The sequence below is a fragment of the Ralstonia sp. 25mfcol4.1 genome, assembly GCF_900104095.1.
Classification (GTDB): Bacteria; Pseudomonadota; Gammaproteobacteria; order Burkholderiales; family Burkholderiaceae; genus Cupriavidus.
On the sequence record NZ_FNJO01000007.1, the window covers coordinates 1 to 24,563 of the forward strand.

A 24,563-nucleotide genomic window follows, 5' to 3' on the forward strand; every position below is an offset into this window, starting at 1 on the left:
TTGAAGGGTCGTTCGAGACCAGGACGTTGATAGGCTGGGTGTGGAAGCGCAGTAATGCGTTAAGCTAACCAGTACTAATTGCCCGTAAGGCTTGATCCTATAACCAGTGTGTTTGACCTGGTGGGACGTGAGTCCGCGTGTGCCACATGGCATACAACACAACCTCTTTACTACACCCCGATTCGCTGCGCTGATGCATGTCAGCGCGGCAACCCGTCATGCCTGGTGACCATAGCAAGTTGGAACCACCCCTTCCCATCCCGAACAGGACCGTGAAACGACTTTGCGCCGATGATAGTGCGGACTACCCGTGTGAAAGTAGGTCATCGCCAGGCTCTTATACCCAGAACCCCCAAGCCCTAAAGCTTGGGGGTTTTGCTTTGGGGCGACGGAAACGTGCGGGCGAAAATGTACGACGCGAACATGGCGATATGCTCGGCATCGGTGCAAACGCCCTGGTCCCCGCGTATGATCGGCGCTGACATGACCGCCGAAAAATTCTGCTCCGACGACCCTACCGTGCCTGTCGATACCGATACCGATACGGATCCGGATATCGAGGTCAACACTGATACCGCCTGGTTTCTCTATTTGCTCGAATGCGAAGGCAATTCGATCTATACCGGCGTGACGACTGACGTTCAACGTCGATATGCCCAGCATGTCGCCGGTACCGGGGCCAAATACACACGTGCTCGCAAGCCGCTACGGCTGCTCGGCTGGATGGCGTTTCCCAGTAAGTCCGAAGCCCTGAAGGCGGAAATCCGCACCAAGCGGCTGACTCCGGCCCAGAAACGTGCGATGTGTGGCACGCTGCAGCAAGCGTTCGCCGATGTAGCAGAGCCGGCGCCGGATTCTCCCGACATCGTCGATTTGCCATAAAAAAAGCCGGCCAATGGCCGGCGTTTTTCTTTGTCGATCGTGCCTTATCAGACCACGATCAGGTTCACATCGATATTGCCGCGCGTGGCGTTCGAGTACGGGCACACCTGATGGGCAGCTTCCACCAGCTTCTGGGCGGCTTCCTTTTCCATGCCCGGCAGCGAGATCTTCAATTCCACCTGAATACCAAAGCCCTGCGGAATCTGGCCGATGCCGACGGCGCCTTCGATCTTGGCATCGGGCGACACCGTAATCTTCTGCTGGCCGGCGACAAAGCGAATCGCACCGAGGAAACAGGCCGAATAACCCGCCGCGAACAGTTGCTCCGGATTCAGGCCGTTGCCGGCGCCGCCCATTTCCTTGGGCACAGCAAGCTTGACGTCCAGTTGGCCGTCCGACGTGGTGGCGCGGCCATCGCGGCCACCGGTTGCGGATGCGTGGGCGGTGTACAGGACTTTTTCCAGTTTCATTTGCACTCTCCTAGGTTTGCCCGGGGGCGGGCAGCAGTTTCAAGATGCCGACCGAGTCGGCTGTCAATCTTCCGATCGCGCGTCTTCCAGCGTCGACCGTAAGCAATGCAGTCGCGATGTCAGTGCCTGGATCTCTTCCACGGAACACTGCATCGCGCACAACAACCGTTCGGGGATATCGGCAGCGGCACTTCGCAAGCGGCGCCCGGCTTCCGTCAAACTGACCAGCACTCGACGCTCGTCTTCGGAATCGCGCCCGCGACGCACGAACCCCGCTGACTCCAGTCGTTTCAACAGCGGCGTCAACGTGCCCGAATCGAGCGTCAGCCGCCCGCCCAGTTCCGAAACGCTCACCTCGTCGTGTTCCCAAAGCACCAGCATGACCAGATACTGCGGATAAGTGAGTCCAAGCTCACTCAGAATGGGCTTGTAGACCTTGGTCATGGCTAGTGACGCCGAGTACAGCGCAAAACAGAGCTGCTGATCCAGCTGTAGCCAGTTGCCTGTCTTGGGAGGGGTCGTCGTTTGCGTCGTCATGGCTATATCTTATACACAATTAAATTGTGTGCAAGATAAATTTTCTATCGGCCCTATGAAGAATAGGGGCCGGCCGTGACAGAGCAAAGCGGATCAAAGGCTGATCCGGTACGACTTTCGTACAACCGCCAAGTTACAACCCTTAAGTCTGGTTTAAGTGTGGGTGCATAGGATGGCCCTGTCGCGCCAACACTCGGCGCTGTCCATCATCCAGAAAGGAAAGCACCATGATTCGCCAGACTCTTGCCCGTTCCGCAGTCGGTGTTGCCGCGCTTGCTGCCCTGGCCGGCGGATACGCCTATCTCCAGAAAGACGCGATCACCCCCGGCTACGCAGCGCCGACCCCGGCCGTCGCCCCCGCCGCCGCCGTGGCAACCCCGACGGATTTCTCGGGCATCGTCGATCAGTACGGTCCCGCCGTGGTCAATATCAGCGTGACGGCCCGCGCGCAGCGTACCTCGGCGCAAGTGCCGTCCGGCATGGATCCGGACGATCCGCTGTTCCAGTTCTTCAAACGCTTCGGGCCGCAGTTCCAGGGTCCGCAGAGCCAGCAGCCGCAACTCGTGAAAGGCCTGGGCTCGGGATTTATCGTCAGTTCCGATGGCCTCATCCTGACCAATGCCCACGTGGTCGACAACGCCACGGAGGTCACCGTCAAGCTGACCGATCGCCGCGAGTTCAAGGCCAAGGTGCTGGGCAGCGATCCCCAGACCGATATCGCCGTGATCCGCATCGACGCCAAGGACCTGCCGACCGTACGACTCGGCGATCCGTCGAAGATTCGTGTCGGCGAACCCGTGCTGGCGATTGGCTCGCCTTATGGCTTCGAGAACACGGTGACGGCCGGCATTGTCAGTGCCAAGTCGCGTTCGCTGCCCGATGACACCTATGTGCCGTTCATCCAGACCGATGTGGCCGTGAATCCGGGCAACTCGGGCGGCCCGCTGTTCAATCAGCGTGGCGAGGTCATCGGCATCAATTCGCAGATCTACAGCCAGACCGGCGGCTATCAGGGCCTGTCGTTCGCGATTCCGATCGACGTGGCCAAGAAGGTCGAGCAGCAGCTTGTGGCACACGGCAAGGTCACGCGCGGCCGCCTTGGCATCTCGGTGCAGGAGGTCAACCAGGCGCTGGCGCAGTCATTCAAGTTGCCGAAGCCGGCGGGCGCGTTGGTGAACTCCGTAGAGCCGGACAGCCCGGCCGCGCAGGGTGGCCTGAAGCCCGGCGACGTGATCGTGCAGCTTGGCAATGACGTGATCGACCACTCCGGCGATCTGCCCGAGCACGTGGCAGACCTGCAGCCCGGCACCAAGACCGAACTCAAGGTGATTCGCAAGGGCGAGCCGCTGACGCTGAGCGTGAAGATTGGCGCCGTGAAGGAGAGCGCCGTGGCGCAGGGCAAGGGCGGCGGTGAAGTGGGTGGCCGTCTGGGACTGGCCGTGCGTCCGCTGACGCCGGCCGAAAGGCGCGACAGCGGTATCGATGGCGGCCTCGTCGTCGAAGACGTGGCGGGCCCGGCCGCACGTGTCGGCATCCAGCCCGGCGATGTCATCCTGTCGCTCAACGGCACGCCGATTTCCTCGGCCGAGCAGCTGCGTTCGCTGGTGTCGAAATCGGGCAAGCAGGTGGCCCTGCTGGTGCAGCGCGACGACGCGCGGATCTTCATTCCGCTCGACCTCGGCTGACCTCTGGCGGCAAGCGGTTTACGCTTCGCAAAACACGTATACGACAGGCATACGGCAGGTGTCCGACGGGCGTATACGTATACGCGTATACGCCCGCAAACCCTTGCCAGAAGCGGAATTCCGGGCGACAAAACGCCCCAAAGACATGTTTGAACGGGTATGATCTCGACTGCGATGCATGAAGCGTGTGGAGACTCACGTCACCACTTCAGGTTCTTGCTGAATCGACAGAAGAAGGAAGTCTATGCAGTTGGATTTCACCCGCGCCCCCATCTCGCCGGCCGCCGATCTGGCGAGGCGCCTGGCGCCAGTTGCCAGAAAGGCGACGGCGCGTCGGCGCAAGAAGGAAGTCCCGCCCCACTGGGAGCGCGGCTACCGCTCCCACTACTACCGTAACGAACGTGGCGACAAGCTCGGAGAAGTCCGCTTGTCCGATCGCGGCGATCTGCCTGTGGTCTACCACTGGGCGGCCGGCAACTATTCCGGCGCCGAGGGTTCGCTCGCGCATGCGCGCGCCCGTGTGGAAGAAACGGTTGGCTTCGGCATGCGCCAGCTGTCGTTATTCTGAGGCTGGCGTTTCAAAGCTTACGCCGAACAGTCCATGACCGGACCGCGTGCCTGACACAGGGCATGCATGCTCTCCGCGATGCCGCCGCCGCCATTGCCGCGCCCGTCGCCAGCGTCCAGGTAGTCCCTCCTCCGCATTGCATCTGCCAGGCTAGTCCAGCCGGCGTTGCACAAGCATGAAGACCGCCGCCACCAGCGCGATCGCGGCAATCAACCGATAGAGATCCTCGCAGGCAATCAGCCGAGCCTGTTGGTCGACGATCGCAGCCATTTGCGCCAGCGCGCCGGCATGCGCCTGCCCGGCATCGAACCCGCGCGCCGCCAGCAGCGACTGTGCCGTGCGCATCCAGCTGTCGGTTTCGGCGGGACGCTGGCCGATGGCATGTACCAGGCTCGTATGCACCGCGAACTGGCGGTTCTGCAGCAGCACCGCCCCCAGCGATGACGCGAACGAGCTGGCAATCTGCCGCACCAGGTTCTTGCTGCGATAGCCGTGGGCAAAGTCATCGCCGCTCAGCGTGCGGAAGGTGAGCCCGGCAATGGGGATGATGACCATCACGCCGAACAGCCCCTTGGCGACGAGTCCGGGCACCAGGGCCGCCGGGGCGATGTCCGGTGGCATGAACGAGAAGAACGCCATCGCGGCCGCCATCAGCAGCAGGCCTGTCACCATTACCGGTTTCTTGTGCGTAAGCCGGCGCGCCACGCGCAGGTAGATCCAGATGCCCACCAGGCTGATCAGCGCGGCCAGCGTGTTGAGCCATCCGGTGGTGGCCAGCGGAAAGCGCAACGCCTGCTCGGCATAGATCGGAAACACGTAGCTGCTCAGGTTGCTGATCATGTAATAGACGAAATACATGGCCAGCCCCGTCATGTACACGGGCTGCCGCAGCGCGCGCAGATGCAGCACCGGTGTGTCGTGGTGCCACTGCTGCCAGAGGAACACCCCCAGCAGGGCCAGCGCGACCATCGCGGCCATGCCCACGCGCAGCGGATGCGAAAAGATATCGAAGCGCGCTTCGGTCATCGACGCCTGCAGCGCGACGACCGCCACGCCAAACAGCAGCAGCGGACCCAGCGCCGGACCTTCCTGATCGGCCCGGGGTTCGGCATCGGGCAGCAGCAGCCACGTGCCAAGCGCGGCCAGCGCCGCGAACGGCAGCACGCCATAGAACACGTCCTGCCAGACGCCGTGCTCCACCAGTTCGGCAGCAAATGCCGGAGCCATGGCCGATGCGCCAAAAATCCCGAGCATAAAGAGACGTGACGCACGTGGCCGATCGGCCGGCGCGAACATCAGGTTCACCAGGATGCGGCAGCTTGTAAACAGCGCGCCGCCGCCCACGCCCTGCATGAAGCGGGCGACGACCATTTGCGGCAGGCCTGTGCTGGTGGCCGCCACGATCGTGCCGGACATGAACAGCAGCAGCGATCCGGTCAGGTAGTAGCGGTAGCCAAAACGCTGCGCCAACCATTGCTGCTTCAGAATCATCATCATGCTGCCCACCGCGTATGCGGCCTGCACCAGCGCAAAGCTGCGCGGGTCCGCGTCGATGCCGCCGACGATATGGCTCGACGCAAACACGAACATGATGTTCTCGAGGAACTCGACACCCGTGGTCAGGCCCAGCAGCATCATGAGCAACGTCTGCCGCTGCCGATGACTGAGCACCCGCAGCCAGCGCACGCCGGCGCGCAAACGTTGCCACGGCCTTGCCAGCATCGTCACGGCTTGCCTGCTTCCAGCGCGGCCAGATGCGCGTGCAGCGCGGCCAGGTCGCGCGTGGCTGTGGCCAGCCCGTCCTGACCAAGTGGGGCCCACGCCTGCGCATAGGCGGCGTGCACGGCCGGCGCGGCGCGATCCAGCAGCGCATGGGCCGCCGGCGTCAGCGTCAGTTCCAGGCTGCGCCGGTCTTGTTCCGATGTCTTGCGTTGCACCAGGCCGCGCGCCTGCAGGCTATCGATCAGCCGCGTCATCTGCGTGCGCGTGGCGTCGATCGACATGCCCAGTTCCGATGGCATGGTCGGCTCGCCCGCGTCGGTCGCCAGCATGCTGATCACCAGGTATTGGCTCAGGTCGAGTTCGAACGGCGCCAAGGCGTGCTCGATGTGCTGCCGAAGCAGCCGGGCGGAACGCAATAGCAGCCGCGAGGCCAGGATCAGGTCGCGCGGGGCTTCAGGATGGTCGGCGCAGAACCGGTCGATGCGGCGTTCAAACGACATATTGGTTTCATCGGTAATAGTTACGTATGAAACTATATGCGTCGATCTTCGCGCCCGCAAGGGCCTGCAGCTGGACGGTGTGGACGGCCAGCCGGACGATCAGGCGTAAAGGGACTTCCGTATCCGCGCTGCTCAGCCTTGTCCAAGGCTTCGCCCCAGTTCGCGCAACGCCTGGCGCAGCCGGGCGACGATACTGGCCTGCGTGGTGGCATCGGGCGCGCCGTAGCGCCAGGCCACGTAGCTGTCAGTGAACGCTCGCACTGACGACGCAGCGTGCGGCAATGCGGTTTCGGCACGTGCCGCGAAGGCGCGGGGCCCTTCCGCCATGCCGCGTGCAATGCCCTGGCGCGCCAGCACGGCGCAGTACCGGTCGTAAAGCGCCTGGACAGGATCGACACGACGGCGGCGCAGCCACATCGGTACCAGCGCGCCAAGGCTCAGGATGCCGATGCCGACGGCCAGCAGTTGTGGCAGCTGGTCGCCCAGCCCGGCCCGTTCCAGCAGGCGGTGTTGCTGGCCGCGATCGTATTCGAGCACCCAGCGTTGCCATTTGTAGGTCAGACCGTCGAAACCCCAGCGCAGCGCGCGCAGCCAGCCCGGCGCTCGGAGGTCGCCCAGCGCGCCCAGGTCCTCGCCCGACAGCGCCGCATCGACGCCGCTTTCCACGCGGCTCGGTGCCACCGCGCTGGTCGGATCCACCCGCACCCAGCCGCGTCCGGCCAGCCAGACCTCGGCCCAGGCATGGGCATCTGACTGGCGGATGACATAGTGCTTGCCCAGCGGGTTGTACTCGCCGCCCTGGTAGCCGATCACCACGCGCGCGGGCACGCCGGCGGCGCGCATCAGGAAGACAAAGCTGCTGGCGTAGTGTTCGCAGAAGCCGCGCCGTGTATCGAACACGAAGCTGTCGACCTGCGCCTTGCCCAGCGGCGGCGGCGACAGCGTGTACGCGAATGGCGCCTCCGCGAACAGCCGCATGGCGGCCTGCACGCGCTGCCATGGGTCGGCGTAGCGCGCCATCCAGCCGGCGGCCAGTTCGCGGCTGCGGGGGTTGCCTTCAGGCAGCGCCAGCGACAGTTGCAGCGTGCGGCGGGTCAGCGGCTGCGGCACGCCCTGCAGCCATGACCGCGCCCGATAGCGCAGGGGCCGATCCACCGGGCTCCGGGCAAAGAACTCGCCGTCGGCCGAGTGCCAGGCGGCCAGGCTGTCCGACACCGCTACGCCACGGTCCAGCAGGTAGAGCCAGGTCTTCTGCGTGGCCTCCAGCGTCACGTTGTACTCGCGCGGACTCGCCCCAGCGCCGGCGGCCGCGGCGACATTGCCGTCGTCGCCGTTCTCTTCGCCGTCGCCGTCGTTGCGCAAGCCCGCAGCCGGGCGCGTCGGCGGTTCATCGTCGGGGCGCCACGTCACGCCGTCGTAGTCCCACAGCACCCGGGCGCGCCAATACAAGGCGCTGGCGGGCAGCGCATCGCCGACGATATCGGCGCGGAAGGCCACCTCGGGCGAGCGGATCAGTTCGCCAATGCTGCCGGGGCGCATTGTCTCGCTCATGCCTGTGCGCCCGACCGGCTCGGATTGCGGCAGGCGCCAGAGCGGATGATCGAGTCGCGGAAACAGCACGAACAGGAACAGCGCCCAGGGCAGGCCGAACAGCGCCATGCGGCCCAGCAGCGGCCAGATGGCCAGGCGCCCACGGGCTTCGGGATGGTGGAACAGCAGCCAGTTGCGCAGGATCCACGCGCCGATGGCCATGCTGTAGAGCGCCAGCCAGAACGGCTGGTCTTCCAGGTACAGCGTCAGCAGCAGATAGAACGACAGCTGCGTGACCAGCGTGGCATCGGCCAGCGCCCGCGTTTCCAGCAGCTTGAGGATCACGAACGCGGCCAGCAGGGCCACGCACAGTTCGCGCCCGAGCCCGCCGCCGCCGCGCCAGACCAGCGCCGCGGCAATCAGCAGCACCAGCATCGCCGTCGTGCCGACGACCAGCTTCGACGGCAGCGGGGCCCGCTGGCGCCACAGCAGCCAGCGCCATGCCAGCAGCAATACCAGCAGCACGCTGACGGACACGGGCAGCGAACGCGCCTGCGGCGCCAGCACCAGCGCCAGCTGGCCGATCAGCATGCCGTGCTCCTGATGCCCGAGCGCGCGGGGCTGAATCGATGCTTTCATGGCGCGCGCCGCTCCGGCCAGACGGCCAGCGCCTCCAGGCAGATGCGGCGATGGGCCGCGCCGTGACCCGGCGGAATTTCCACGCCCGGCAGCCGCAGGCCGATGTCGAACTGGTCTCCGGCGGCCAGCAGCCATGCGCACAGCCGGGACAGCCGGGCCTCGGTATCCATCGTCGTCGGCAAGGCATGCCAGTCGATCCAGCATCCCGGCAGCCGCGGCACCTGGCCCGTGCGGCTCAGCCAGCGGCCGGTGCGCGCGCTGTGCTTCCAGGCGATGCGATGCAGCGGATCGCCCGGACGATACCTGCGCAACTGGTCGATGCCATCGTCGGACACCACGCCGATGTCGCCATCGTCGCCCTCCTGGTCGGGGTGGGCCGCCACCGGCAGCGGCGGCGCGTGAAGCTCGGGCGCGGGATAGACGCACGTGGCGACCGGGAAATCGGCGTAGCTCCAGACGCGGAACAGCCCGAACGGAAAACGGCTCGACACCGTGACGCGCGGCAACGCCAGCCGGCCGCGCCGGGGGGCATCCATGCGCACGTCCAGCACGCCCTGGCCCAGTCCATCCAGTGTCAGCGCTGGCGCGGCCTGGGCCGCACCACCGGACGACGCCACGGCTTCGATGCCGATGCGCGCACCGCCGTCATGGTTGGCGACATGCAGCGCGAACGCCGCCACCTCGCCCGCAAACGGCGGCGACACGGGCCCCGCCGAGATTTCCAGATCGAGCAGGTTGCGATAGGCCATCCACATGCACGACATGCCGATGCCGACCAGCAGGAATGTCAGGGCGAAACCGAGGCTGACGTTGTAGTTCAGCGATGTGACCAGCATGGCCAGCAGCAGGATGGCAAAGCCGAGCCCGCTGCGGGTGGGCAGGATATAGAGATGGCGCCGGTCCAGCGTGACCACGCCATTGACAGGCTTGCGGGGACGGCGGGGGCGCGGCGTTGCCACGCCGGCCTGCGCGGAGCGGTGCGGTGCGGATGCCTGGGACGCCTTGACGGACGCCGATTGGGCACGTGGCATGGTGTTCGTCGTGACGCGGGAAACGTCGCGCTTCAGGGAATCGCCACGCCAGCCATCAGGCGATCCAGCGAGGTGGCCGCCTGCCCGGCCGGCAACAGCCGATGCGCGGCGACGGCGGCGAACACCGCCTGCACGTCCTCGGGCACCACCATGTCGCGCTGGTCGAGCAATGCCCAGGCGCGTGCGCAGGCCAGCAGCGCCAGGCCGGCGCGCGGCGACAGGCCGGCCACGAAGCCGGCTTCCGCACGTGTGGCCTGCACCAGCGCCAGCACGTAATCCACCAGCGCCGGGCTGGCGTACACGGTGCTGGCCGCGGCCTGCAGTGCGAGCACCTGTTCGGCATCCATGATGGCCGAGGCCTCCTGCGCGGCGGTGCCGCCCAGATAGAGCACGCGCTCGAAGGCGGGGTCCGGGTAGCCCAGCGAGATGCGCATGGTGAAGCGGTCGAGCTGCGATTCGGGCAGCGCATGCGTGCCGATCTGCTCCAGCGGATTCTGCGTGGCGATGACGAAGAACGGCGCCGGCAGCGCGTGCGTCACGCCGTCGTGCGTCACCTGGCGTTCGGCCATGGCTTCGAGCAACGCACTCTGCGTTTTCGGCGGGGCGCGGTTGATCTCGTCGGCCAGCACCAGCTGCGCAAACACGGGGCCAGGATGAAAACGGAAATTTCCGGTGTCGCGCATGTAGACGGAGACGCCCACCAGATCGGCCGGCAGCAGGTCGCTGGTGAACTGCACGCGCTGATACTGCAGGCCCAGGGTTTGCGCCAGCGCATGCGCCAGCGTGGTCTTGCCCACGCCCGGCACGTCTTCGAGCAGCAGGTGGCCACCGGCCAGCATGCATGCCAGCGCCAGCCGCACCTGACGCGGCTTGCCCAGCACGATGCGCCCGAGCTGGTTCTGGGCCTCGGCCAGCGAGGCGGTAATCCTGGGTCTGGCTGTCACGTTAGGCGGCCTCGATGGCGGGTTGGCGATGACGTTGCGATGCGCGCCGGGTACGGCTGGGTCCGGCAAGGTCCGGCAGGGTCCGGCCATTGTAGCGGCGTGGAGGTCGCATCGGACAGTGGGTTTCCGCACGGTTGTACGCGACAGACAGTCCGGGAATGCACCGGAATCGGGCGCCAGCCGCGCCGGATCCCGCGCGTTCTGGCATCATCGAACTGTTGGCACCCTGCCACTTTTCAGAATCGTCCTAGCCGCTGCAATGACTGCTTCGCAACCGCGCGTGTCTGGCGCGCCTGCCCCCCTCGATTTCGACTCTTCCGCGCCGCTGGCCGACCAGGCGGCGCTGGCCAGCCTGGCCCGTGAATTTCATGCGGGCGGCTATATCGTGCTGCGCAACTTTGCCAGCGAGGCCACGTGCGCGGCGCTGGAGGCCGTGACCCGCCAGCATCTGGCGGCGGCGGTGCCCCCGGTGGAGTTCGAGGCCGACCTGGGCTACCCCGGCGCACCGGCCACGCGCCACGAAGCCGGCGGCAACACGGTGCGCCGGCTGCGCCAGGCCTATGGCCGCGACGAGGCCTTCCGCCGCTGGGCCAGCCATCCGCAACTGGTGGCGACGGTCGAGGCGCTGCTGGGCGAACCCACCCGCCTGACGCTGGCCCACCACAACTGCGTGATGACCAAGCACCCGCACTATGGCAGCCAGACCGGCTGGCATCGGGACACGCGCTACTGGTCGTTCATGAAGCCCGATCTGGTCACCGTGTGGCTGGCGCTCGGTGACGAAGACGAGCGCAACGGCGTGCTGCGCGTGATTCCGGGTTCGCACCGCGCGAAGCTCGATCCCGCGCAGCTGGACCCGGCAGAATTCCTGATCGAGGCGCATCCCGCCAGCCAGATGCTGCTGAAGGGCGCGATGCCGCTGGCGTTGCATCGCGGCGACGTGCTGATGTTCGACAGCCGGCTGTTCCATGCCGCCGGCCGCAACGATTCAGAGGCGGTGAAGCTGTCGGTGGCGTTCGCCTATTTCGGCGCCAGCAACCGCCCGGTCACCGGCTCGCGATCGGCCGAGTTCGGCAGCGTGGAGATGCCCCCGGCCGCGCTTTGACAGCCGCTGGCCGCGGACCCGGCTTATGCGGTGTGCAGCGGCAGGTGGACCGTCATGGTCGTCCGTCCGGCTGCCGAGGTGGCGTCGATGGTGCCGTTGTGCGCGTCGACGATCATGCGGCAGATGGCCAGCCCCATGCCCATGCCGTCCGACTTGGTGCTGACGAACGGCTCGAAGATCTGGTCGATGCGCGCCGGATCGATCCCCTTGCCGTTATCGGCGACCTCGATCGACGCCATGCCCGGCTTGCCGGCCAACACCCGCAGGGCAACGGCGGCGACCCCGTGGGGCTGGCCCCGCAATGCATCCACCGCGTTGAGCAACAGGTTGAGCACGACCTGCTGGATCTGCACGCGGTCGCCGTGCAGGGGCGGCAGCGTGGCGTCGAGGTCCAGCTGTAGCGTGACATCGGCGTCGTAGATGCGGGCTTCCACCAGCGGCAGGATGTCGAGGATGGCCTGATCGAGCTGAAACGGATGTCGCGCCGTGGGCTCGCGGCGCATCAGCGCGCGCAGGCTGCGGATGACCTGTTCGGCCCGCTCCGACTGCGCCTGGATCCTGCGGATGCCGTCGGCGACCTCGGCCGTATTCGGCGTCGGGCGGTTCATCCAGCGTTGCATGGCATAGGATTCGACGCGGATGGCGGTCAGCGGCTGGCGGATCTCATGCGCGATCGACGCGGCCAGCGTGCCCAGCGCGGCCACGCGCGCCAGATGGACGAGCTGGTCCTGCAGAGACTTCAACAGTGGCGAGGGATCGCAGTCGGGCGCTGCGCTGCCCGGCGCCGATGGCCCGGACGGGCCGGAGCATTCCAGAATGCGCCGCTCCATGGCTGTCGCAAATTCGCGCACCAGCCGGACGGCGTCTTGCGGCGACGCACTGACAGGTTCGGCAGGCATTTCGTGACGCAGGTCGGCGGCAATGGCTTCGCGGACAGACATGAGAGATTCCTTTCCCGGTGACTGGGCGAAATCTATCGACAGGCCGCGTTGCCCGATAGAACAGGCGTGCCGTTTTTGTAGAAACGTGTGCTGACGTTGCGGGTCGTCTCAATCCGGCGTCGGAGAGCGCCGCCGGCCTCTGCGCCACGTGCCCGGATTGACGCCCACCACGCGCGCAAAAGTGCGGGTGAAGTGGCTTTGATCGGAAAAACCGCAAAATTGGGCGATCTGGCCAAGCGGCATGTCGCCGTGCGCCAGGTAGTGCTTGGCGCGCTCCACGCGCTGCAACACCATCCAGCGATGGGGCGGCACGCCGGTGGACGCCCGGAAGGCCTTGGCGAAATGCGCGCGCGACATGCCGCAGGCATCGGCCAGTGCCTCGAGAGAGATCTCGCCGTCCAGGTGCGCCATGATCATGTCCTTGGCGCGCATTTCCTGCCAGGTTGCCAGCCGGGCCTGCACGCGGCGCGCGATCTGCGGAATGCCGCCGTAGGTCTGCACCAGGTGCGCACGCAGCGCCAGCGCCATATGGTCGACGAACAGCGTCGATGCGCGCTCGGGGTGTTCCAGCGCCGGCAGCAGCGCCAGGCTCAGATGATGGACAACGGGGTCGGCAACGGTCAGGTGGGGCGGGCAATACAGTCGCTCGACGGTCCGCGCACCGAGGTCCCTCGCGGTTTCATCCAACGCGGCCTGCGGCAGATAGAACTGCAGGCAGTCGTACTCGCCGATCAGGTTCGATACCCAGTTCCGTTCCAGATCGTAGACGGCCAGGAACCCCGCGCCGAACGGCGCATGGGGCGCAGGCCGGCCGCCGACCCAGAGGTCCTGCTCGCCAAACGGACGTAGCTGAAGCACGACCAGATAGGCGGGCTCGCGTTCGTACGGAGCGGTCGCACCCGTGTTGCGGCGTGTGCTGCGCACACGCGTGATGCCGATGGGGGTATAGGGGAGAGCCCGGCTGACAATGGTCTGGGTCACCTCCGCGTTCATATGCGCGGAGTATTGCCATGACGTATCGCTCGCATTGCCCGCTGTACGGTCGCGGGCGGCGGGCTGGCCGGGTTCGTGATCCAAAAGGCGCCTCGATACTGGAAGTATTGCCGGCGCCAATTATAGGCAAGGGCGGTCAGACGGCCTTGTGGCGCGAGGCGTTGCCGCGGAACAGTGCCAGCAGGTCGGCGAAGCGCAATGGCAGCAGCGGCGAGGCATGGCGAACGGCATCACGGCGTGCGAAGTGGCTCAGAAGCTGCTCGCCCACCGGTCGGCCGAGGTAGGAAGCATCCGGGTAGTTCATGGTCAATCCCTATTGCGGTCAAGAAACGCCTACAGTATACACTCCGATGGTGCACCGCGCCATTTCCTGGTGCGCAACAAGGGATTGCCGGATTCGAACTGGTGCGTAGAAGCGCGCGACAGGTGTCCCGGCATTCGCGCTGCCGGAATGGCGGGCGGCGCGCTCACGGGTGTATCAAGGGGTAATTGGATCACGCGCCGACAGGTGTGTCGGCTGGCTGTGTCGATTGGGTATCGACCGCTGGGGCGCCGGCCGCGAGGGTCGTCCGGCGCGTCTGCCCGTCAGGCGGAGGGGTGTGCGTCGGCTGCCGCTTCTGCGCCGTTGATCGATTCCACGGCCTTGGCCGCGCTGTAGACGTGCCGCGTGGCCAGCAGCGATGCCAGGTCGGCGTCGCCGGCAATCACGGCCTGCAGAATCTGCGCGTGCTCGTCCCAGTTCAGGCGGGCGCGGCTCAGGTTCGCCGGGGCGAACAGCAGCGCGGTGCGTTCGCGCAACGACCGCATCATGTCCTGCAGCACGCTGTTGGCGGCGATATTGCCCAGTACTTCGTGAAAACGCGAGTTCAGTTCGACAAATCGCTCGGTCTGGCCGCTGTTCACGGCATCGTTGCCTTCCTGAAGCACCTTTTCAAGTTCCTGGATCAGTGCCGGGTCGCGGCGCTGGGCCGCCAGCTTGGCGTTGAGCCCTTCCAGCGTGGCCCGCACCTCCACCATTTCGCGCGCGATGTTGGGCGACAGCCGCGCCACCGATGCACCGCGCCGCGGCTCGATGCGCACCAGCCCTTCGGCCGCCAGCGCGCGCAACGCTTCGCGCACCGGGATGCGCGATACGCCCAGTTCCAGGGACAGCGTGTTTTCCACCAGACGTTCGCCCTGTTCGTACTGGCCACCCAGGATGCGTTGCCGCAGGGTGTCGGTGACCAGTGCGAACAGTGGGGAATGCTGGGCGCCCAGGCTTGCGGCCGGGGTGTCCGGACCCGGCTTCAGGGCAGCGGTGGCGTCGTTCATGATCGGGATCGGCCGTCGGATATCGGTAATGGGCCGCGGTCGAAGGGCCGCGGCGTGAATGCCGCTATTGTATACCGTCACCTCCTCATTGAAGACATAGGGTAGACATCTACCGGCATTCCGCCGGTGTGACGTCCCGCCCCTTCAGCCACTTCAGCCACTTCAGCCCTTTCGGCCTGCCTGGCGGTTCAGCCTCCCGCGTGCTGGAACGTAAAGCCGTCCGAGTACATGAACGGTGCCTGCGCCCCCAGCACCATGAACGTCTGCTTGGCGTCGTGGATCATGTTCGGCGATCCGCACAGATAGATGGCATGCTCGGACAGGTCGCCCAGGTCCGCGGCCACGGCCTCGTGCACGTAGCCACGGCGGCCCTGCCAGCTGTCATCGGCGCGGGACAGCACCGGGACGTACTGGAAGTCATAGAGCCGTTCGCCCCACGTGGCGATCTCGTCGTGCAGGTAGAGGTCCGCCGCCGAGCGCATGCCCCAATAGAGCCACACCGGCGGACAGTCGGGATCGTCCATCAGCGATTCGAGCATGCTCTTGATCGGCGCCAGACCGGTGCCCGTCGCCACCATCAGCAGCGGCCGATAGTCTTCCTTGCGCAAACTGAAACTGCCGTGCGGCAATTCCACTTCGAGCCGGTCACCCGCGCGCAACTGCGGCAGTTGCGTGGACGTGAAGCGGCCGCCCGCGATCTGCCGCACGTGGAAGTCCACGGTGTTGCCGGCCGGTGCCGACGCCATGGAGAAACTACGATGCGTGCCATCGTCCAGCAGCACCTTCAGGTACTGGCCGGGCTCGTAGACGAAGGGCTCGTCGCCGGGCAGCGCCAGGCGCATATGCATCACGTCCGGGCCGAGCGGCGCCACCGACAGCACGGTGGCCGTAGTGCGCCGGGCCGGCACCTGCGGCCCCGCCGCACGGGCGGTGCTGATGACCAGGTCGCCGTCGGGCCGCGCCTGGCATGCCAGCGCAAAGCCGTCGGCGTGCTCTTCCTCGGTCAGCCCCATCGGGAAGTCCTCGTACGAGACCGATCCCTGCACCACGCGCATGCGGCACGTGCCGCAGCCGCCAAACGTGCATTCGTGCGCCAGTTCCACGCCGCAGCGCAGGGCGGCATCGAGCACCGATTCACCGGGCGCCACCATGAACACCTGTTGCGTTTCCGCAATCTCGACCCGATGGGACATGACGATTCCCCCTTGCTTACTTCTTGATATCGGCCTGCGCCAGCACGGTCAGGTCTTCGGCAGCCAGCAGGTCCCGCAGGGCTTCCAGCGCCGCGACGCCACACGCGGTGTCCTGTTCGCCGTTGCCGCCCGACAGGCCAACGCCGCCGATCACTTCGCCATTGACCACGATCGGGTAGCCGCCCACGAACACGGCGAACTTGCCGTCAAAGCTCCACTGGATGCCGAACGCTTCGTTGCCGGGCAGCGCCGGGCCGTTCGGCGCGGTGTTGAACAGGTGCGTGGACCGCTTGTGGCCGGCCGCGGTGAACGCCTTGTTCCACGCGATCTGCGGCCCCGTGATGCGCGCGCCGTCCATGCGTTCGAGCAGCAGCGGGTAGCCGCCGTCGTCGACGATGCAGACCGATTCCAGCACGCCGATTTCCTCGGCCTTGCGCACGGCGGCGGCCACCATGTGGCGCGCTTCTCTCAGTTCCAGCTTGATGGCTTTCTTCATGGCTGTTTCCTTAACTTTGTGTCGGATGCCCGGACTCAGACGCCCTGGTAGACCGTTTTGATCTGCGTGTAGAACTCCAGCCCGGCGCGGCCCGATTCGCGGAACGTCGACGTACTGGACCGCTTCAGGCCGCCAAACGGCGCGTTGACGAGGTTGCCCGTCGTGGTGCGGTTGATCTTCACGGTGCCCGATTCGATGTCGCGGGCAAAGTCGTGCATGTAGCGCGGATTGCGCGTGGCGATGGCGGCAGACAGCCCGTACTCGGTGTCGTTCGCCTTGGCGATGGCGTCCGCGTAGCTGTCCGCTTCGATGATGGCCAGCACCGGGCCGAAGATTTCCTCGCGGGCAATACGCATCGACTGCGTGACGTCGGTGAACACGGCCGGCGCCACGTAGAAGCCATTGGCGAAATCGCCATCGGTCAGTTGCTGGCCGCCGCACAGCAGCGTGGCTTCCTGCTTGCCGGCCTCGATATAGCCCAGCACGGTCTGCAGCTGCTTGCGCGTGGCCAGCGGGCCCAGGTCCATGCCCGGCGTCATGCCGCTGCCGATCCTGAGCGTCTTGACCTTGGCCACGAGCTTGTCGGTAAAGGCCTGCCTGACCTCGCGCATCACGAGGATGCGGCTGGTGCCGGTGCACGCCTGGCCCGACAGCGACAGCCCGCCCTTGACGGCCAGGTCCACCGCGCGGTCGAGATCGGCGTCTTCCATCACGATCAGCGGATTCTTGCCGCCCAGTTCCATCTGCGTGCGCGTGGTCATCGGCACGGACTTGTGGATCTGTTCGCCGGCCTGCGTCGATCCGGTGAACGACACCGCGCGCACCGCACGCGATTCGACGATGGTCGGGCCCACATCGCCGGCGCTGCCGGTCAGGAAGTTGAGCACGCCCTTGGGGATGCCGGCCTTGACGAACGCCTCGGCCAGGCGATAGCCGGACAGCGGCGCATCGGACGACGGCTTGAACACCACGGTGTTGCCGGTGATGAGCGCCGGTGCGATCTTGCGCGCCGGAATCGACACAGGGAAGTTCCACGGCGAGATCACCGTGACCACGCCCAGCGGCTCGCGCAGGCTGTACACGAGCATGTCCGGGTCGTCGTTCGGATAGCTTTCGCCGCTGAAGGTCTGGCCTTCCACCGCGTAGAAGCGCAGGGTTTGCGCCGAACGCATGATCTCGTCGCGCGCCAGGTTCAGCGACTTGCCTTCCTCGCGCGTCAGTTCGGCGGCGATGGCATCGGCGCTGGCTTCCAGGTGGGCGGCGGCGTCGTTGAGAATCTTCGCGCGCTTGCCGATCGGCGTTTTCTTCCAGCTGTCGAAGGCGGCGGCTGCGGCGGACACGGCGGCGGCGGCATCGCGCGCGTCGGACGCGGCGTGGCGGCTGACGATGTCGCGCGTGTCGGCGGGATTGATGTTGTCGAGCGTGCGGCCGCTGGCGCTATCGCACCATTCGCCGTCGATGTAGTTGCGGTACGTCTCGGTCATCTTGCGGGGGCCTTGTTCTGGTTCGGAGAGACGCCGGACCTGCGCCGCGCACGGCGCCGGGTCCGGACTTCCTGATCGATATGCCTCAGGCGGCAGCGGCTTCCGGCTTGGTGTCGACGTAGTCGTAGTACAGCGCGGTCGTGTACAGCAGGCGCATCTGCGCGCCGATTTCGCAGATCTTCAGGCAACGCTGCTGCAGCTCGGGCGTGTTCGCGTGTTCCAGCACGATCTGGTAACCGCGTTCGCCGTGGATTTCGTCGGACACGATGTGCAGGTCGAAAAACTCCACCTCTTCGTCGGTGAAGCCGTACTTTTCGCGCAGCGTCGGGGTTTGCTTGCGATAGATCGACGGCACCTGCGATTCCAGGCCGACCACCAGGCCGGCCACGGCCACCACCGGGTCTTCGCGCATGGCCACCGCGTAGCACCAGCTCTGCAGGCCGCGCGTGGTGGGCGACATGTTGTCCGGGCTCACCACCCGCTCGCGCGTGGTGCCGCACGCTTCGGCAAAGCGGATCAGCAGGTCGGTGTGGCGGTCGCCCCCGATTTCTTCCTCGTACATGTTGGCCAGCAGGAAGTCCTTGGCCTCGGTCATGTGGTCGGGCGTGCGGGCGTAGATATAGCCCAGGTAGTCGGCGAACGGGCCCACATAGTGATAGTGGTTCTCTGCCCAGCGCGCCAGATGCTCGCGGCTCAGCGTGCCGCTGGCCCATGCCTTGCTGAACGGCGCCTGGTTGGCGCTCTTGCCTTTGATGGCGTTTTCCAGGGCGGCACGGAATTCTTCACGGTTCATCAGTTCAGCCATTTCGGGGACTCCTGTTTGTCTGCGTTCGGGGTGGAATGAATTTGTATACTTTCTACAACGTCGTTCAGGCGATAAAAAAACCGCGCGCACGCGGCGACTTCAGTGGTGCGAGATCAGGCGGCGGCAGCCTGCGCCGCAGAGATGCGCTGCCAGGCCACGCCTGCCAGGGCCACGTCTTCCAGGCCTACGCCGACCGACTTGTAGATCACGATGTCGTCGGGTTGCCGGCGTGCGGCGCGGATATCGGTTCCGTCCAGTAGTACATCGGCCAGTTCCACGATCTTGTCGTCGGGCAGCACGGCCTTGTCTGCCAGCACCAGGTCGCCGGCTTCGCGCAGCGACTGGGGACGCCATTCCACGACCACGGTGGCGGCGCGCGCCAGCAGCGTGTCGTCGAGTTCGCGGGTGTGCGGCAGGCTGGAACCGATGGCCGCCACGAACGTGCCGGGCTTGACGCTGGCGCCCGAGAACAGCGGGGTGGTCGAGCGCGAAGCCGTCACGATGATGTCTGCGGCTGCGGCGGCTTCCTCCGGTTGCGCGAACGTCACCGGGATGCCGCACTGCGTGGCCAGACGCTCGGCGGCGGCCGCCTCGGCATAGGGATCGCAGACCAGGATGCGCCGCAGCGGCAATGCGGCCGACAACTGCAACGCATGCTGCACGCCCTGCGTACCGGCGCCGAACAGCGCCAGCGTTTCGGCATCGGGACGCGCCAGCCGGCGCGCGGCCAGCACCGTGCAGGCCGCCGTGCGCAAACGTGTGATGGCGCCTGCGTCAAACGAGGCCAGCGGGCGCCCGTCAACCGTCGAAAACAGCAGGATGACAAACGAGAACTGACCGGCGATGGTTGTATACACCTTGGCGCCAGCCACCTGCTGGGCCGGAATCACCGCGCCCAGCGTCGAAAGCTTCACGCCGCCCGCTTCCGTGCGAATCCGTTCCTGCATGGCGGCCTCGCCGCGCCCGAAACTCTGGAACGCTTCGAGCATCGCGGCCTGGGCATCGGCGGCCGTGACGTGGCGGTCGATCATCGCGTCGGTGACATGGAGCATGGTGAAATCGTCTCAGAAGCCATTTCGGTATACAGTCTACACATAGTTTTGGAAAAAGCCAGAGGGTTTTCCCAGGGCGCGGCAGGGGTCCGGTGTGGTGCGGAATGCGCGCAAACCGTGCGCTGAAGCCAATCTCCGCACCGATGGGGTGATTTCCCTAAGTCGAGCAGTTTTCGCTTGTTTTCAATCGACTGCGGGATATAGTATACAAAATAGTCGCACACAGAATTCTTATACCGCCCCCACAAGGGCCTCCAGGAAAAGGGGAGCCTCATGCAACATGCTGTTGAGATTGGCCTGGCACATTGGGTGTATCTGCTAGGCGTGGCCGTGATCGTGTTGACCATGATCCTGCGGGCCAATGTCGTGGTGCCGTCCATCGTCGGCACCTTCCTCGTGATCCTGGCCATTACCGGCAGCCCGATCAGCGCACTGGGCGGCATCTTCGCGGCAAGCCTGGTGGCGGCCAAGGAGCTGTTCAACATCTTCCTGGTGATTGCGTTCATGACGGCGCTGCTCAATGCGCTGAAGACGCTGCGGTCCGATATCCGCATGGTGGAGCCCTTCCGGGTTGTGATGAAGAACGGACACAGTGCCTACTTCATCCTCGCCGGCATCACCTATGTGATCTCGCTGTTCTTCTGGCCCACGCCGGCCGTCCCGCTGGTGTCGGCCATCCTGCTGCCGGCCGCCATTGCCGCCGGCCTGCCGCCGCTGGCGGGGGCCATGGCCATTGCCATCGCCGGCCAGGGCATGGCGCTGTCGTCGGACTACGTGATCGGCGTGGCGCCGGGCATCAGCGCCAAGGCGGCCGGCGCGGCGGTGAGTGCTGCCGTGGTGGCGGACCGCGCGCTGATCCTGTCGATCATCACCGGCGCCATCGCGCTGTCGCTGGCCTACCTGTCGATGCGCCGCCATATCGTGCCGGCCAGCGGCGCACTGCTGGATCGCTGGCAGGCCCGCGCCACCGGCACGGACACCGCCGTCGAGGCCACCGGCACGTTCGACAAGGCCGAGATCGCACGCGGCACATCGCACGAAGAGCCGCTGGCTACCGACGCGAACATCGAGCAGAGCCTGGCGATGGTGGAGCGCCGCCGCGTGAAGTGGTCCAAGTTCTTCGCCGTGCTGACGCCGCTGGCGTTCATCTGCGTGGTGACGCTGATGGTGCTGCCGAAGATCTCGTCGGGCATGCCCGACCTGAAGGGCGGCGCCGCCGCGGCACTGGTGGGCGGCGTGGCAGCGCTGCTGATGATGCTGGCCACGCTGGCCGCCGAAGGCCCGCGCCGCATGCTCGACGTCTGCCCCGACCACATCACCGACGGCTTCGTGTTTGCGTTCAAGGCCATGGGGTCGGTGCTGCCGATTGCGGGCTTCTTCTTCGTGGGTGCCGGCGAGACCGCCGCCCAGATCCTGGGTGTGGATGCGGGTCGCGCACCGAGCCTGCTGTTCGAACTGATCCAGGCCTACCAGCACATGATTCCCGACAACCACGTGCTGGTGGCGTTCGGCGTGCTGCTGGTGGGCATGATCACCGGCATCGACGGCTCGGGCTTTGCCGGTCTGCCGCTGACCGGCACGCTGGCCGGTGCGCTGGGTCCGGTGGTCGGTTTCGACTCGGCCACGCTCGCCGCCGTGGGCCAGATGGGCGCGGTGTGGACCGGTGGCGGCACGCTGATCGCGTGGTCGTCGCTGATCGCGGTGGCGGGGTTTGCCCGTGTGCCGGTGCTCGATGCGGTGCGGGCGCTGCTGTTGCCGGTATTGGCCGGCCTGTTCGTCTCCACGATCTGCGCCATGTTCCTGTGGCGTTGAGCTGAGTCTTCCCAGATTAAAGAAATAGTTATGCCGAAAGTCACCTTCCATAAGAACGGCCAGGTATTCGTCGACGAGGTCAAGCCTGAGACCAATCTCGTCGTGCGCGCCGGCATCAAGCAATTTCCGTATCCGAACCTGCGCTACGAATGCGGCATGGGCAAATGCTCGAAGTGCGCCTGCAAGGTGCTGTCCGGCGCGGAACACCTGCCGCCGCCCAACTGGAAAGAGAAGAAGCAGCTTGGCGAGCGGCTGGACCAGGGCTTCCGGCTGGCCTGCCAGATCTGGCTGACGCACGACATCGAACTGGAACAGCCCGAGATGGTGGTTGCGGCATGTTCGTGATCCTGACCAGCAAGCCGGGCCAGTTCCGCACCGAGGCGGTGCCCGGCGTGGAACCCCGCGAGACCTGGGAATACCTGTTCTACGGGCGGCCCAAGGCGATTTTCGTGATTGCCGAACTGATGGAAACGCAACAGCCGGTGAAGGTGCGCGTGATCGAGGAATCGACCGCGCCCGACGCCGATCCCGTGATCAACCACGTGCCGACCAAATTCCTGGAGCGTTTTGACACGCTCGACGCTGCCCACGACGCGCTGCAGAAGCTGGCGCACTTCGGCAGCATGGATCTATCGATAAGGAAACAATGATGCGGGCCGACACCGATGCCGATGCTACCGTGACCGAAGCCACCGACACCGACACCAACGGCGCAGCCACGCCGCAGGCGCGCACCGTCGAAATCACGTTCGTGACCAATAGCGGCAAGACCGTGACCGCGCCGGAAAACAGCAATCTGCTACGTGTATCGCTACGCGAGCAGGGCGGGATTCCATTCAAGTGCGGCGGCGGCATCTGCGGCACCTGCAAATGCCGGATCGAGCAGGGCCTGGAACACACCGACGCCGTCAAGCCCAAGGAACGCAAGCACCTGAACGACGACGACCTGCGCGCCGGCTATCGCATGGCATGCCAGACATTCATCAAGGGCGACGTGGCGGTGTCGTGGGAACCGAGGACGGGGCCGCGGTAATCAAGGCCGGAGGACGATGGAATGCGAGGGTGGAAAGATCCACCCCGGATTCATTATTTGGCCACGGCAGCGTTCGATGTCCCCTGCGCCTGCTCCGCCCCGTAAGTCTTCGTCAGATAATCCACAATCGCCGGAATATCCTCCTCCTTCAGCGGTGCGCCGAAGGGCTTTTTCATTTTCTTGACGGTGGCGTCCCAATACGCGCGGGTTGATGTGGATGGCTGCGTGGATACGTACTGGGCCGAATGGCAGATCATGCAGTTCTGCAGCGTCAGGTTATAACCGGGCAGCGTGCTGGGTTTATAGCTGGCCGTTTCCTGCGGCAGCTTGATTTCCACTGGGCGCGCATGCGATGACCCGGACACTGCGGCGAATGCGCAGGCGATGGCCAGCATGAAAGTGCGGTGCGGTTTCATGATTGGCCTCCTCACACTACCAGAATGCGCGTGGATTCCACGACATTCCGCATATATCCCGCCGGATTCCAGGTTGCCGTCAGCGGCTGGATTTCTCCCGATCGCGTTTTGGCACGCACCCGCAAATCGAATTCTCCCTTTCGCTTCGGCTGAAACGGAATGCTCCACTCGCGGAACGAATAACGGCCCAGATCCTTGCCCAGCTCGGCGGAGCGCCAACTGGCGCCGCCATCGTCGGAAAATGCGACATCCGCGATGCCATGGCCGCCGTCGAACGCGATGCCCCTGACCACGGCGGGTTGCCCGGATTTGATAAAGCTGCCCGGCACATGGCTGGTGATAAAGGAGCGGACGTTGAACCGGCCGATCGGCACGGTGCTGGCCGGTGCGGTACCCGGTGCCACGCAGGCGCAGTCGTTGGCCGGAATACGATAGGCGGGGTTCATCCAGAAGCCCTCGAAGGGCTTGTCCAGGACTTCGATATGCGACAGGTGCTTGACCCAGTAGGTGCCGTAATGGCCGGGCACGACCAGCCGCAGCGGGTAGCCGTTCAGCATCGGCAGGTCCTTGCCGTTCATGGCCCAGGCCAGCATGACCTCGCCGTCCATGGCATGGTCCATCGACAGCGCCTTGACAAAGTCGGGACCGTTTTCGAGCGGCGGGCGGTCCAGTCCGTCGAAACTGACCTGCACGGCGCCGGCCCTGATGCCCGCGTTTTCGAGCACGGTGCGCAGCGGGATACCCGTCCAGCGCGCATTCCCCATCGCGCCGTTCCCCAATTGGCCGCCATTGACGCGCGGCGAGAAATAGCCGCGGCCATTTCCGGAACACTGGTTGACCGCGACGATTTCCACGGGGTCGCCAAGCTTTCGCAATTCCTGCAGGCTCAGCGATACGGGGCGCGACACATGCCCGTCGATCTTCAGGCGATAGGTCGCTGCATCGATCGATGTGGGAATACCGCTCCAGTGATATCGGACGAAAAACGCGTCATTGGGCGTGATCACGTTCTCGCCAAATACCTCGAATGGGGTTTCGAGTTGCGGGGGCCGGTTGGTCAGCAGGATCAGCGGCCGTTTTTGCGGAAATGCCACCAGTTCCCGATGCCCGTTTTCGAATGGCATCTCCGTGGTATTGGCCGCGCCAAAGGCGCGCGTGGCGGTAAATCCGAGCGACGCCTGCAGCGTCAGCGCAGCGCCGCCCATCAGCACGCCGCGACGCCTTGGATCGATTTCGCCTCTTGTGGGTTTCCTGGCCATTTTGTCTCCTCGCGGGCAGCCGGGATCGGCCGCTTTTTTATCGGTGTCGGAGCCGTTGAGCGTAATCGTAGTGCGCCATATTGGCGAAACAAGTTATTTCGCTATGGCTGACCGGAAAATCCGATGGGTGCCGGCAGGGGCGACCGGATTCGGCC

General features: G+C 65.5%; 26 protein-coding genes and 2 rRNA genes. 10 read left to right on the top strand and 18 right to left on the bottom strand.

The features are described 5' to 3' along the window. From BLQ58_RS13700 to BLQ58_RS13710, 3 genes are all read left to right on the top strand, one after another. Positions 1–99 (top strand): 23S ribosomal RNA (locus BLQ58_RS13700); the annotation flags it as partial. Between the two features lie 122 nt (positions 100–221). Next, positions 222–335 (top strand): 5S ribosomal RNA (rrf, locus tag BLQ58_RS13705). A gap of 220 nt (positions 336–555) precedes the next feature. After that, positions 556–882, top strand: a complete 327-nt coding sequence (locus BLQ58_RS13710; RefSeq protein WP_049816015.1) for a GIY-YIG nuclease family protein — start codon at positions 556–558, stop codon at positions 880–882. A gap of 47 nt (positions 883–929) precedes the next feature. Here the strand turns inward: BLQ58_RS13710 and BLQ58_RS13715 are convergent, their stop codons facing one another. Both BLQ58_RS13715 and BLQ58_RS13720 read right to left on the bottom strand, forming a co-directional pair. Then, positions 930–1,352, bottom strand: a complete 423-nt coding sequence (locus BLQ58_RS13715; protein ID WP_029051733.1) for an organic hydroperoxide resistance protein — start codon at positions 1,350–1,352, stop codon at positions 930–932. Positions 1,353–1,415: 63 nt separating this feature from the next. Continuing rightward, entirely contained in the window at positions 1,416–1,889 is a 474-nt protein-coding gene (locus tag BLQ58_RS13720) for a MarR family winged helix-turn-helix transcriptional regulator (protein ID WP_029051734.1), read from the bottom strand. Positions 1,890–2,116: 227 nt separating this feature from the next. Between BLQ58_RS13720 and BLQ58_RS13725 the strand changes: the two genes are divergently transcribed. Next, positions 2,117–3,574: a DegQ family serine endoprotease gene (locus BLQ58_RS13725; protein WP_092598806.1), complete on the top strand. Its 1,458-nt coding sequence runs from the start codon at positions 2,117–2,119 to the stop codon at positions 3,572–3,574. Positions 3,575–3,818: 244 nt separating this feature from the next. Beyond that, the gene (locus BLQ58_RS13730; RefSeq protein WP_029050828.1) at positions 3,819–4,142 is read left to right on the top strand and encodes a hypothetical protein; all 324 of its coding nucleotides are present in this window, start codon (positions 3,819–3,821) and stop codon (positions 4,140–4,142) included. A 150-nt stretch (positions 4,143–4,292) separates the two neighbouring features. Here BLQ58_RS13730 and BLQ58_RS13735 read toward each other — a convergent pair whose 3' ends face one another. From BLQ58_RS13735 to BLQ58_RS13755, 5 genes are all read right to left on the bottom strand, one after another. Further along, a complete protein-coding gene (locus BLQ58_RS13735) occupies positions 4,293–5,864 on the bottom strand; it encodes an MFS transporter (protein ID WP_049815815.1) in 1,572 nt (523 codons plus the stop codon). Between the two features lie 2 nt (positions 5,865–5,866). Beyond that, positions 5,867–6,364: a MarR family winged helix-turn-helix transcriptional regulator gene (locus tag BLQ58_RS13740; protein WP_029050826.1), complete on the bottom strand. Its 498-nt coding sequence runs from the start codon at positions 6,362–6,364 to the stop codon at positions 5,867–5,869. 132 nt (positions 6,365–6,496) lie between these two features. Continuing rightward, positions 6,497–8,533 (bottom strand): transglutaminase TgpA family protein, encoded by a 2,037-nt coding sequence (locus tag BLQ58_RS13745; RefSeq protein WP_029050825.1) that lies wholly within the window; start codon positions 8,531–8,533, stop codon positions 6,497–6,499. Beyond that, positions 8,530–9,564 carry a DUF58 domain-containing protein gene (locus tag BLQ58_RS13750; protein WP_029050824.1) on the bottom strand — a complete coding sequence of 345 codons (1,035 nt, stop codon included), beginning with the start codon at positions 9,562–9,564 and terminating at the stop codon, positions 8,530–8,532. The genes BLQ58_RS13745 and BLQ58_RS13750 overlap by 4 nt, the downstream gene beginning before the upstream one ends. Before the next feature lie 32 nt (positions 9,565–9,596). After that, on the bottom strand, positions 9,597–10,508 hold the full coding sequence (locus BLQ58_RS13755; RefSeq protein WP_029050823.1) for an AAA family ATPase: 912 nt from the start codon (positions 10,506–10,508) through the stop codon (positions 9,597–9,599). 259 nt (positions 10,509–10,767) lie between these two features. Between BLQ58_RS13755 and BLQ58_RS13760 the strand changes: the two genes are divergently transcribed. Further along, positions 10,768–11,613: a phytanoyl-CoA dioxygenase family protein gene (locus BLQ58_RS13760; protein WP_049815814.1), complete on the top strand. Its 846-nt coding sequence runs from the start codon at positions 10,768–10,770 to the stop codon at positions 11,611–11,613. Between the two features lie 23 nt (positions 11,614–11,636). Here BLQ58_RS13760 and BLQ58_RS13765 read toward each other — a convergent pair whose 3' ends face one another. The 9 genes from BLQ58_RS13765 to BLQ58_RS13800 form a co-directional block, all read right to left on the bottom strand. Then, the gene (locus tag BLQ58_RS13765) at positions 11,637–12,554 is read right to left on the bottom strand and encodes a sensor histidine kinase (protein WP_049815813.1); all 918 of its coding nucleotides are present in this window, start codon (positions 12,552–12,554) and stop codon (positions 11,637–11,639) included. Positions 12,555–12,662: 108 nt separating this feature from the next. After that, positions 12,663–13,535 (bottom strand): helix-turn-helix domain-containing protein, encoded by an 873-nt coding sequence (locus tag BLQ58_RS13770; RefSeq protein WP_254775940.1) that lies wholly within the window; start codon positions 13,533–13,535, stop codon positions 12,663–12,665. Positions 13,536–13,683: 148 nt separating this feature from the next. Continuing rightward, entirely contained in the window at positions 13,684–13,851 is a 168-nt protein-coding gene (locus BLQ58_RS29150; protein ID WP_175459906.1) for a hypothetical protein, read from the bottom strand. Positions 13,852–14,132: 281 nt separating this feature from the next. Next, the gene (locus BLQ58_RS13775) at positions 14,133–14,858 is read right to left on the bottom strand and encodes a GntR family transcriptional regulator (protein WP_029050821.1); all 726 of its coding nucleotides are present in this window, start codon (positions 14,856–14,858) and stop codon (positions 14,133–14,135) included. 188 nt (positions 14,859–15,046) lie between these two features. Beyond that, positions 15,047–16,051: a 2Fe-2S iron-sulfur cluster-binding protein gene (locus BLQ58_RS13780; protein WP_029050820.1), complete on the bottom strand. Its 1,005-nt coding sequence runs from the start codon at positions 16,049–16,051 to the stop codon at positions 15,047–15,049. Positions 16,052–16,067: 16 nt separating this feature from the next. After that, positions 16,068–16,547, bottom strand: coding sequence for a GlcG/HbpS family heme-binding protein (locus tag BLQ58_RS13785; RefSeq protein ID WP_029050819.1), 480 nt, complete (start codon positions 16,545–16,547; stop codon positions 16,068–16,070). 35 nt (positions 16,548–16,582) lie between these two features. Further along, entirely contained in the window at positions 16,583–18,031 is a 1,449-nt protein-coding gene (locus BLQ58_RS13790) for an aldehyde dehydrogenase family protein (RefSeq protein WP_029050818.1), read from the bottom strand. 85 nt (positions 18,032–18,116) lie between these two features. Then, complete coding sequence (locus BLQ58_RS13795; RefSeq protein WP_029050817.1) at positions 18,117–18,836, bottom strand: iron-containing redox enzyme family protein; 720 nt, start codon at positions 18,834–18,836, stop codon at positions 18,117–18,119. A 113-nt stretch (positions 18,837–18,949) separates the two neighbouring features. Beyond that, positions 18,950–19,888 carry an ornithine cyclodeaminase family protein gene (locus BLQ58_RS13800; RefSeq protein WP_029050816.1) on the bottom strand — a complete coding sequence of 313 codons (939 nt, stop codon included), beginning with the start codon at positions 19,886–19,888 and terminating at the stop codon, positions 18,950–18,952. Positions 19,889–20,161: 273 nt separating this feature from the next. On the opposite strand from BLQ58_RS13800, the gene BLQ58_RS13805 reads away from it, so the two are divergent. Genes BLQ58_RS13805 through BLQ58_RS13820 form a run of 4 tightly spaced genes read left to right on the top strand, consistent with a single transcriptional unit; the run spans position 20,162 to position 22,733 of the window. Then, entirely contained in the window at positions 20,162–21,700 is a 1,539-nt protein-coding gene (locus BLQ58_RS13805; protein WP_029050815.1) for a hypothetical protein, read from the top strand. 30 nt (positions 21,701–21,730) lie between these two features. Then, positions 21,731–22,045: a 2Fe-2S iron-sulfur cluster-binding protein gene (locus BLQ58_RS13810; RefSeq protein ID WP_029050814.1), complete on the top strand. Its 315-nt coding sequence runs from the start codon at positions 21,731–21,733 to the stop codon at positions 22,043–22,045. Beyond that, positions 22,036–22,350 carry a hypothetical protein gene (locus BLQ58_RS13815; RefSeq protein WP_029050813.1) on the top strand — a complete coding sequence of 105 codons (315 nt, stop codon included), beginning with the start codon at positions 22,036–22,038 and terminating at the stop codon, positions 22,348–22,350. Before BLQ58_RS13810 ends, BLQ58_RS13815 begins: the two co-directional genes overlap by 10 nt. 29 nt (positions 22,351–22,379) lie before the next feature. Next, positions 22,380–22,733, top strand: coding sequence for a 2Fe-2S iron-sulfur cluster-binding protein (locus BLQ58_RS13820; protein ID WP_254775962.1), 354 nt, complete (start codon positions 22,380–22,382; stop codon positions 22,731–22,733). Between the two features lie 53 nt (positions 22,734–22,786). On the opposite strand, the gene BLQ58_RS13825 is transcribed toward BLQ58_RS13820, so the two are convergent. Both BLQ58_RS13825 and BLQ58_RS13830 read right to left on the bottom strand, forming a co-directional pair. Continuing rightward, positions 22,787–23,149 (bottom strand): SorB family sulfite dehydrogenase c-type cytochrome subunit, encoded by a 363-nt coding sequence (locus tag BLQ58_RS13825; RefSeq protein WP_049815810.1) that lies wholly within the window; start codon positions 23,147–23,149, stop codon positions 22,787–22,789. Positions 23,150–23,160: 11 nt separating this feature from the next. Beyond that, positions 23,161–24,408, bottom strand: coding sequence for a SorA family sulfite dehydrogenase catalytic subunit (locus BLQ58_RS13830; RefSeq protein ID WP_049815809.1), 1,248 nt, complete (start codon positions 24,406–24,408; stop codon positions 23,161–23,163). Positions 24,409–24,563 lie beyond the last annotated feature (155 nt).

Bases quoted from the DNA above. Each gene is read 5' to 3' on its own strand.
- BLQ58_RS13715 (WP_029051733.1), bottom strand. From the start codon at position 1,352: ATGAAACTGGAAAAAGTCCTGTACACCGCCCACGCATCCGCAACCGGT.
- BLQ58_RS13720 (WP_029051734.1), bottom strand. From the start codon at position 1,889: ATGACGACGCAAACGACGACCCCTCCCAAGACAGGCAACTGGCTACAG.
- BLQ58_RS13725 (WP_092598806.1), top strand. From the start codon at position 2,117: ATGATTCGCCAGACTCTTGCCCGTTCCGCAGTCGGTGTTGCCGCGCTT.
- BLQ58_RS13730 (WP_029050828.1), top strand. From the start codon at position 3,819: ATGCAGTTGGATTTCACCCGCGCCCCCATCTCGCCGGCCGCCGATCTG.
- BLQ58_RS13735 (WP_049815815.1), bottom strand. From the start codon at position 5,864: ATGCTGGCAAGGCCGTGGCAACGTTTGCGCGCCGGCGTGCGCTGGCTG.
- BLQ58_RS13740 (WP_029050826.1), bottom strand. From the start codon at position 6,364: ATGTCGTTTGAACGCCGCATCGACCGGTTCTGCGCCGACCATCCTGAA.
- BLQ58_RS13745 (WP_029050825.1), bottom strand. From the start codon at position 8,533: ATGAAAGCATCGATTCAGCCCCGCGCGCTCGGGCATCAGGAGCACGGC.
- BLQ58_RS13750 (WP_029050824.1), bottom strand. From the start codon at position 9,564: ATGCCACGTGCCCAATCGGCGTCCGTCAAGGCGTCCCAGGCATCCGCA.
- BLQ58_RS13760 (WP_049815814.1), top strand. From the start codon at position 10,768: ATGACTGCTTCGCAACCGCGCGTGTCTGGCGCGCCTGCCCCCCTCGAT.
- BLQ58_RS13765 (WP_049815813.1), bottom strand. From the start codon at position 12,554: ATGTCTGTCCGCGAAGCCATTGCCGCCGACCTGCGTCACGAAATGCCT.
- BLQ58_RS29150 (WP_175459906.1), bottom strand. From the start codon at position 13,851: ATGAACTACCCGGATGCTTCCTACCTCGGCCGACCGGTGGGCGAGCAG.
- BLQ58_RS13775 (WP_029050821.1), bottom strand. From the start codon at position 14,858: ATGAACGACGCCACCGCTGCCCTGAAGCCGGGTCCGGACACCCCGGCC.
- BLQ58_RS13780 (WP_029050820.1), bottom strand. From the start codon at position 16,051: ATGTCCCATCGGGTCGAGATTGCGGAAACGCAACAGGTGTTCATGGTG.
- BLQ58_RS13785 (WP_029050819.1), bottom strand. From the start codon at position 16,547: ATGAAGAAAGCCATCAAGCTGGAACTGAGAGAAGCGCGCCACATGGTG.
- BLQ58_RS13790 (WP_029050818.1), bottom strand. From the start codon at position 18,031: ATGACCGAGACGTACCGCAACTACATCGACGGCGAATGGTGCGATAGC.
- BLQ58_RS13795 (WP_029050817.1), bottom strand. From the start codon at position 18,836: ATGGCTGAACTGATGAACCGTGAAGAATTCCGTGCCGCCCTGGAAAAC.
- BLQ58_RS13800 (WP_029050816.1), bottom strand. From the start codon at position 19,888: ATGCTCCATGTCACCGACGCGATGATCGACCGCCACGTCACGGCCGCC.
- BLQ58_RS13805 (WP_029050815.1), top strand. From the start codon at position 20,162: ATGCAACATGCTGTTGAGATTGGCCTGGCACATTGGGTGTATCTGCTA.
- BLQ58_RS13810 (WP_029050814.1), top strand. From the start codon at position 21,731: ATGCCGAAAGTCACCTTCCATAAGAACGGCCAGGTATTCGTCGACGAG.
- BLQ58_RS13815 (WP_029050813.1), top strand. From the start codon at position 22,036: ATGTTCGTGATCCTGACCAGCAAGCCGGGCCAGTTCCGCACCGAGGCG.
- BLQ58_RS13825 (WP_049815810.1), bottom strand. From the start codon at position 23,149: ATGAAACCGCACCGCACTTTCATGCTGGCCATCGCCTGCGCATTCGCC.
- BLQ58_RS13830 (WP_049815809.1), bottom strand. From the start codon at position 24,408: ATGGCCAGGAAACCCACAAGAGGCGAAATCGATCCAAGGCGTCGCGGC.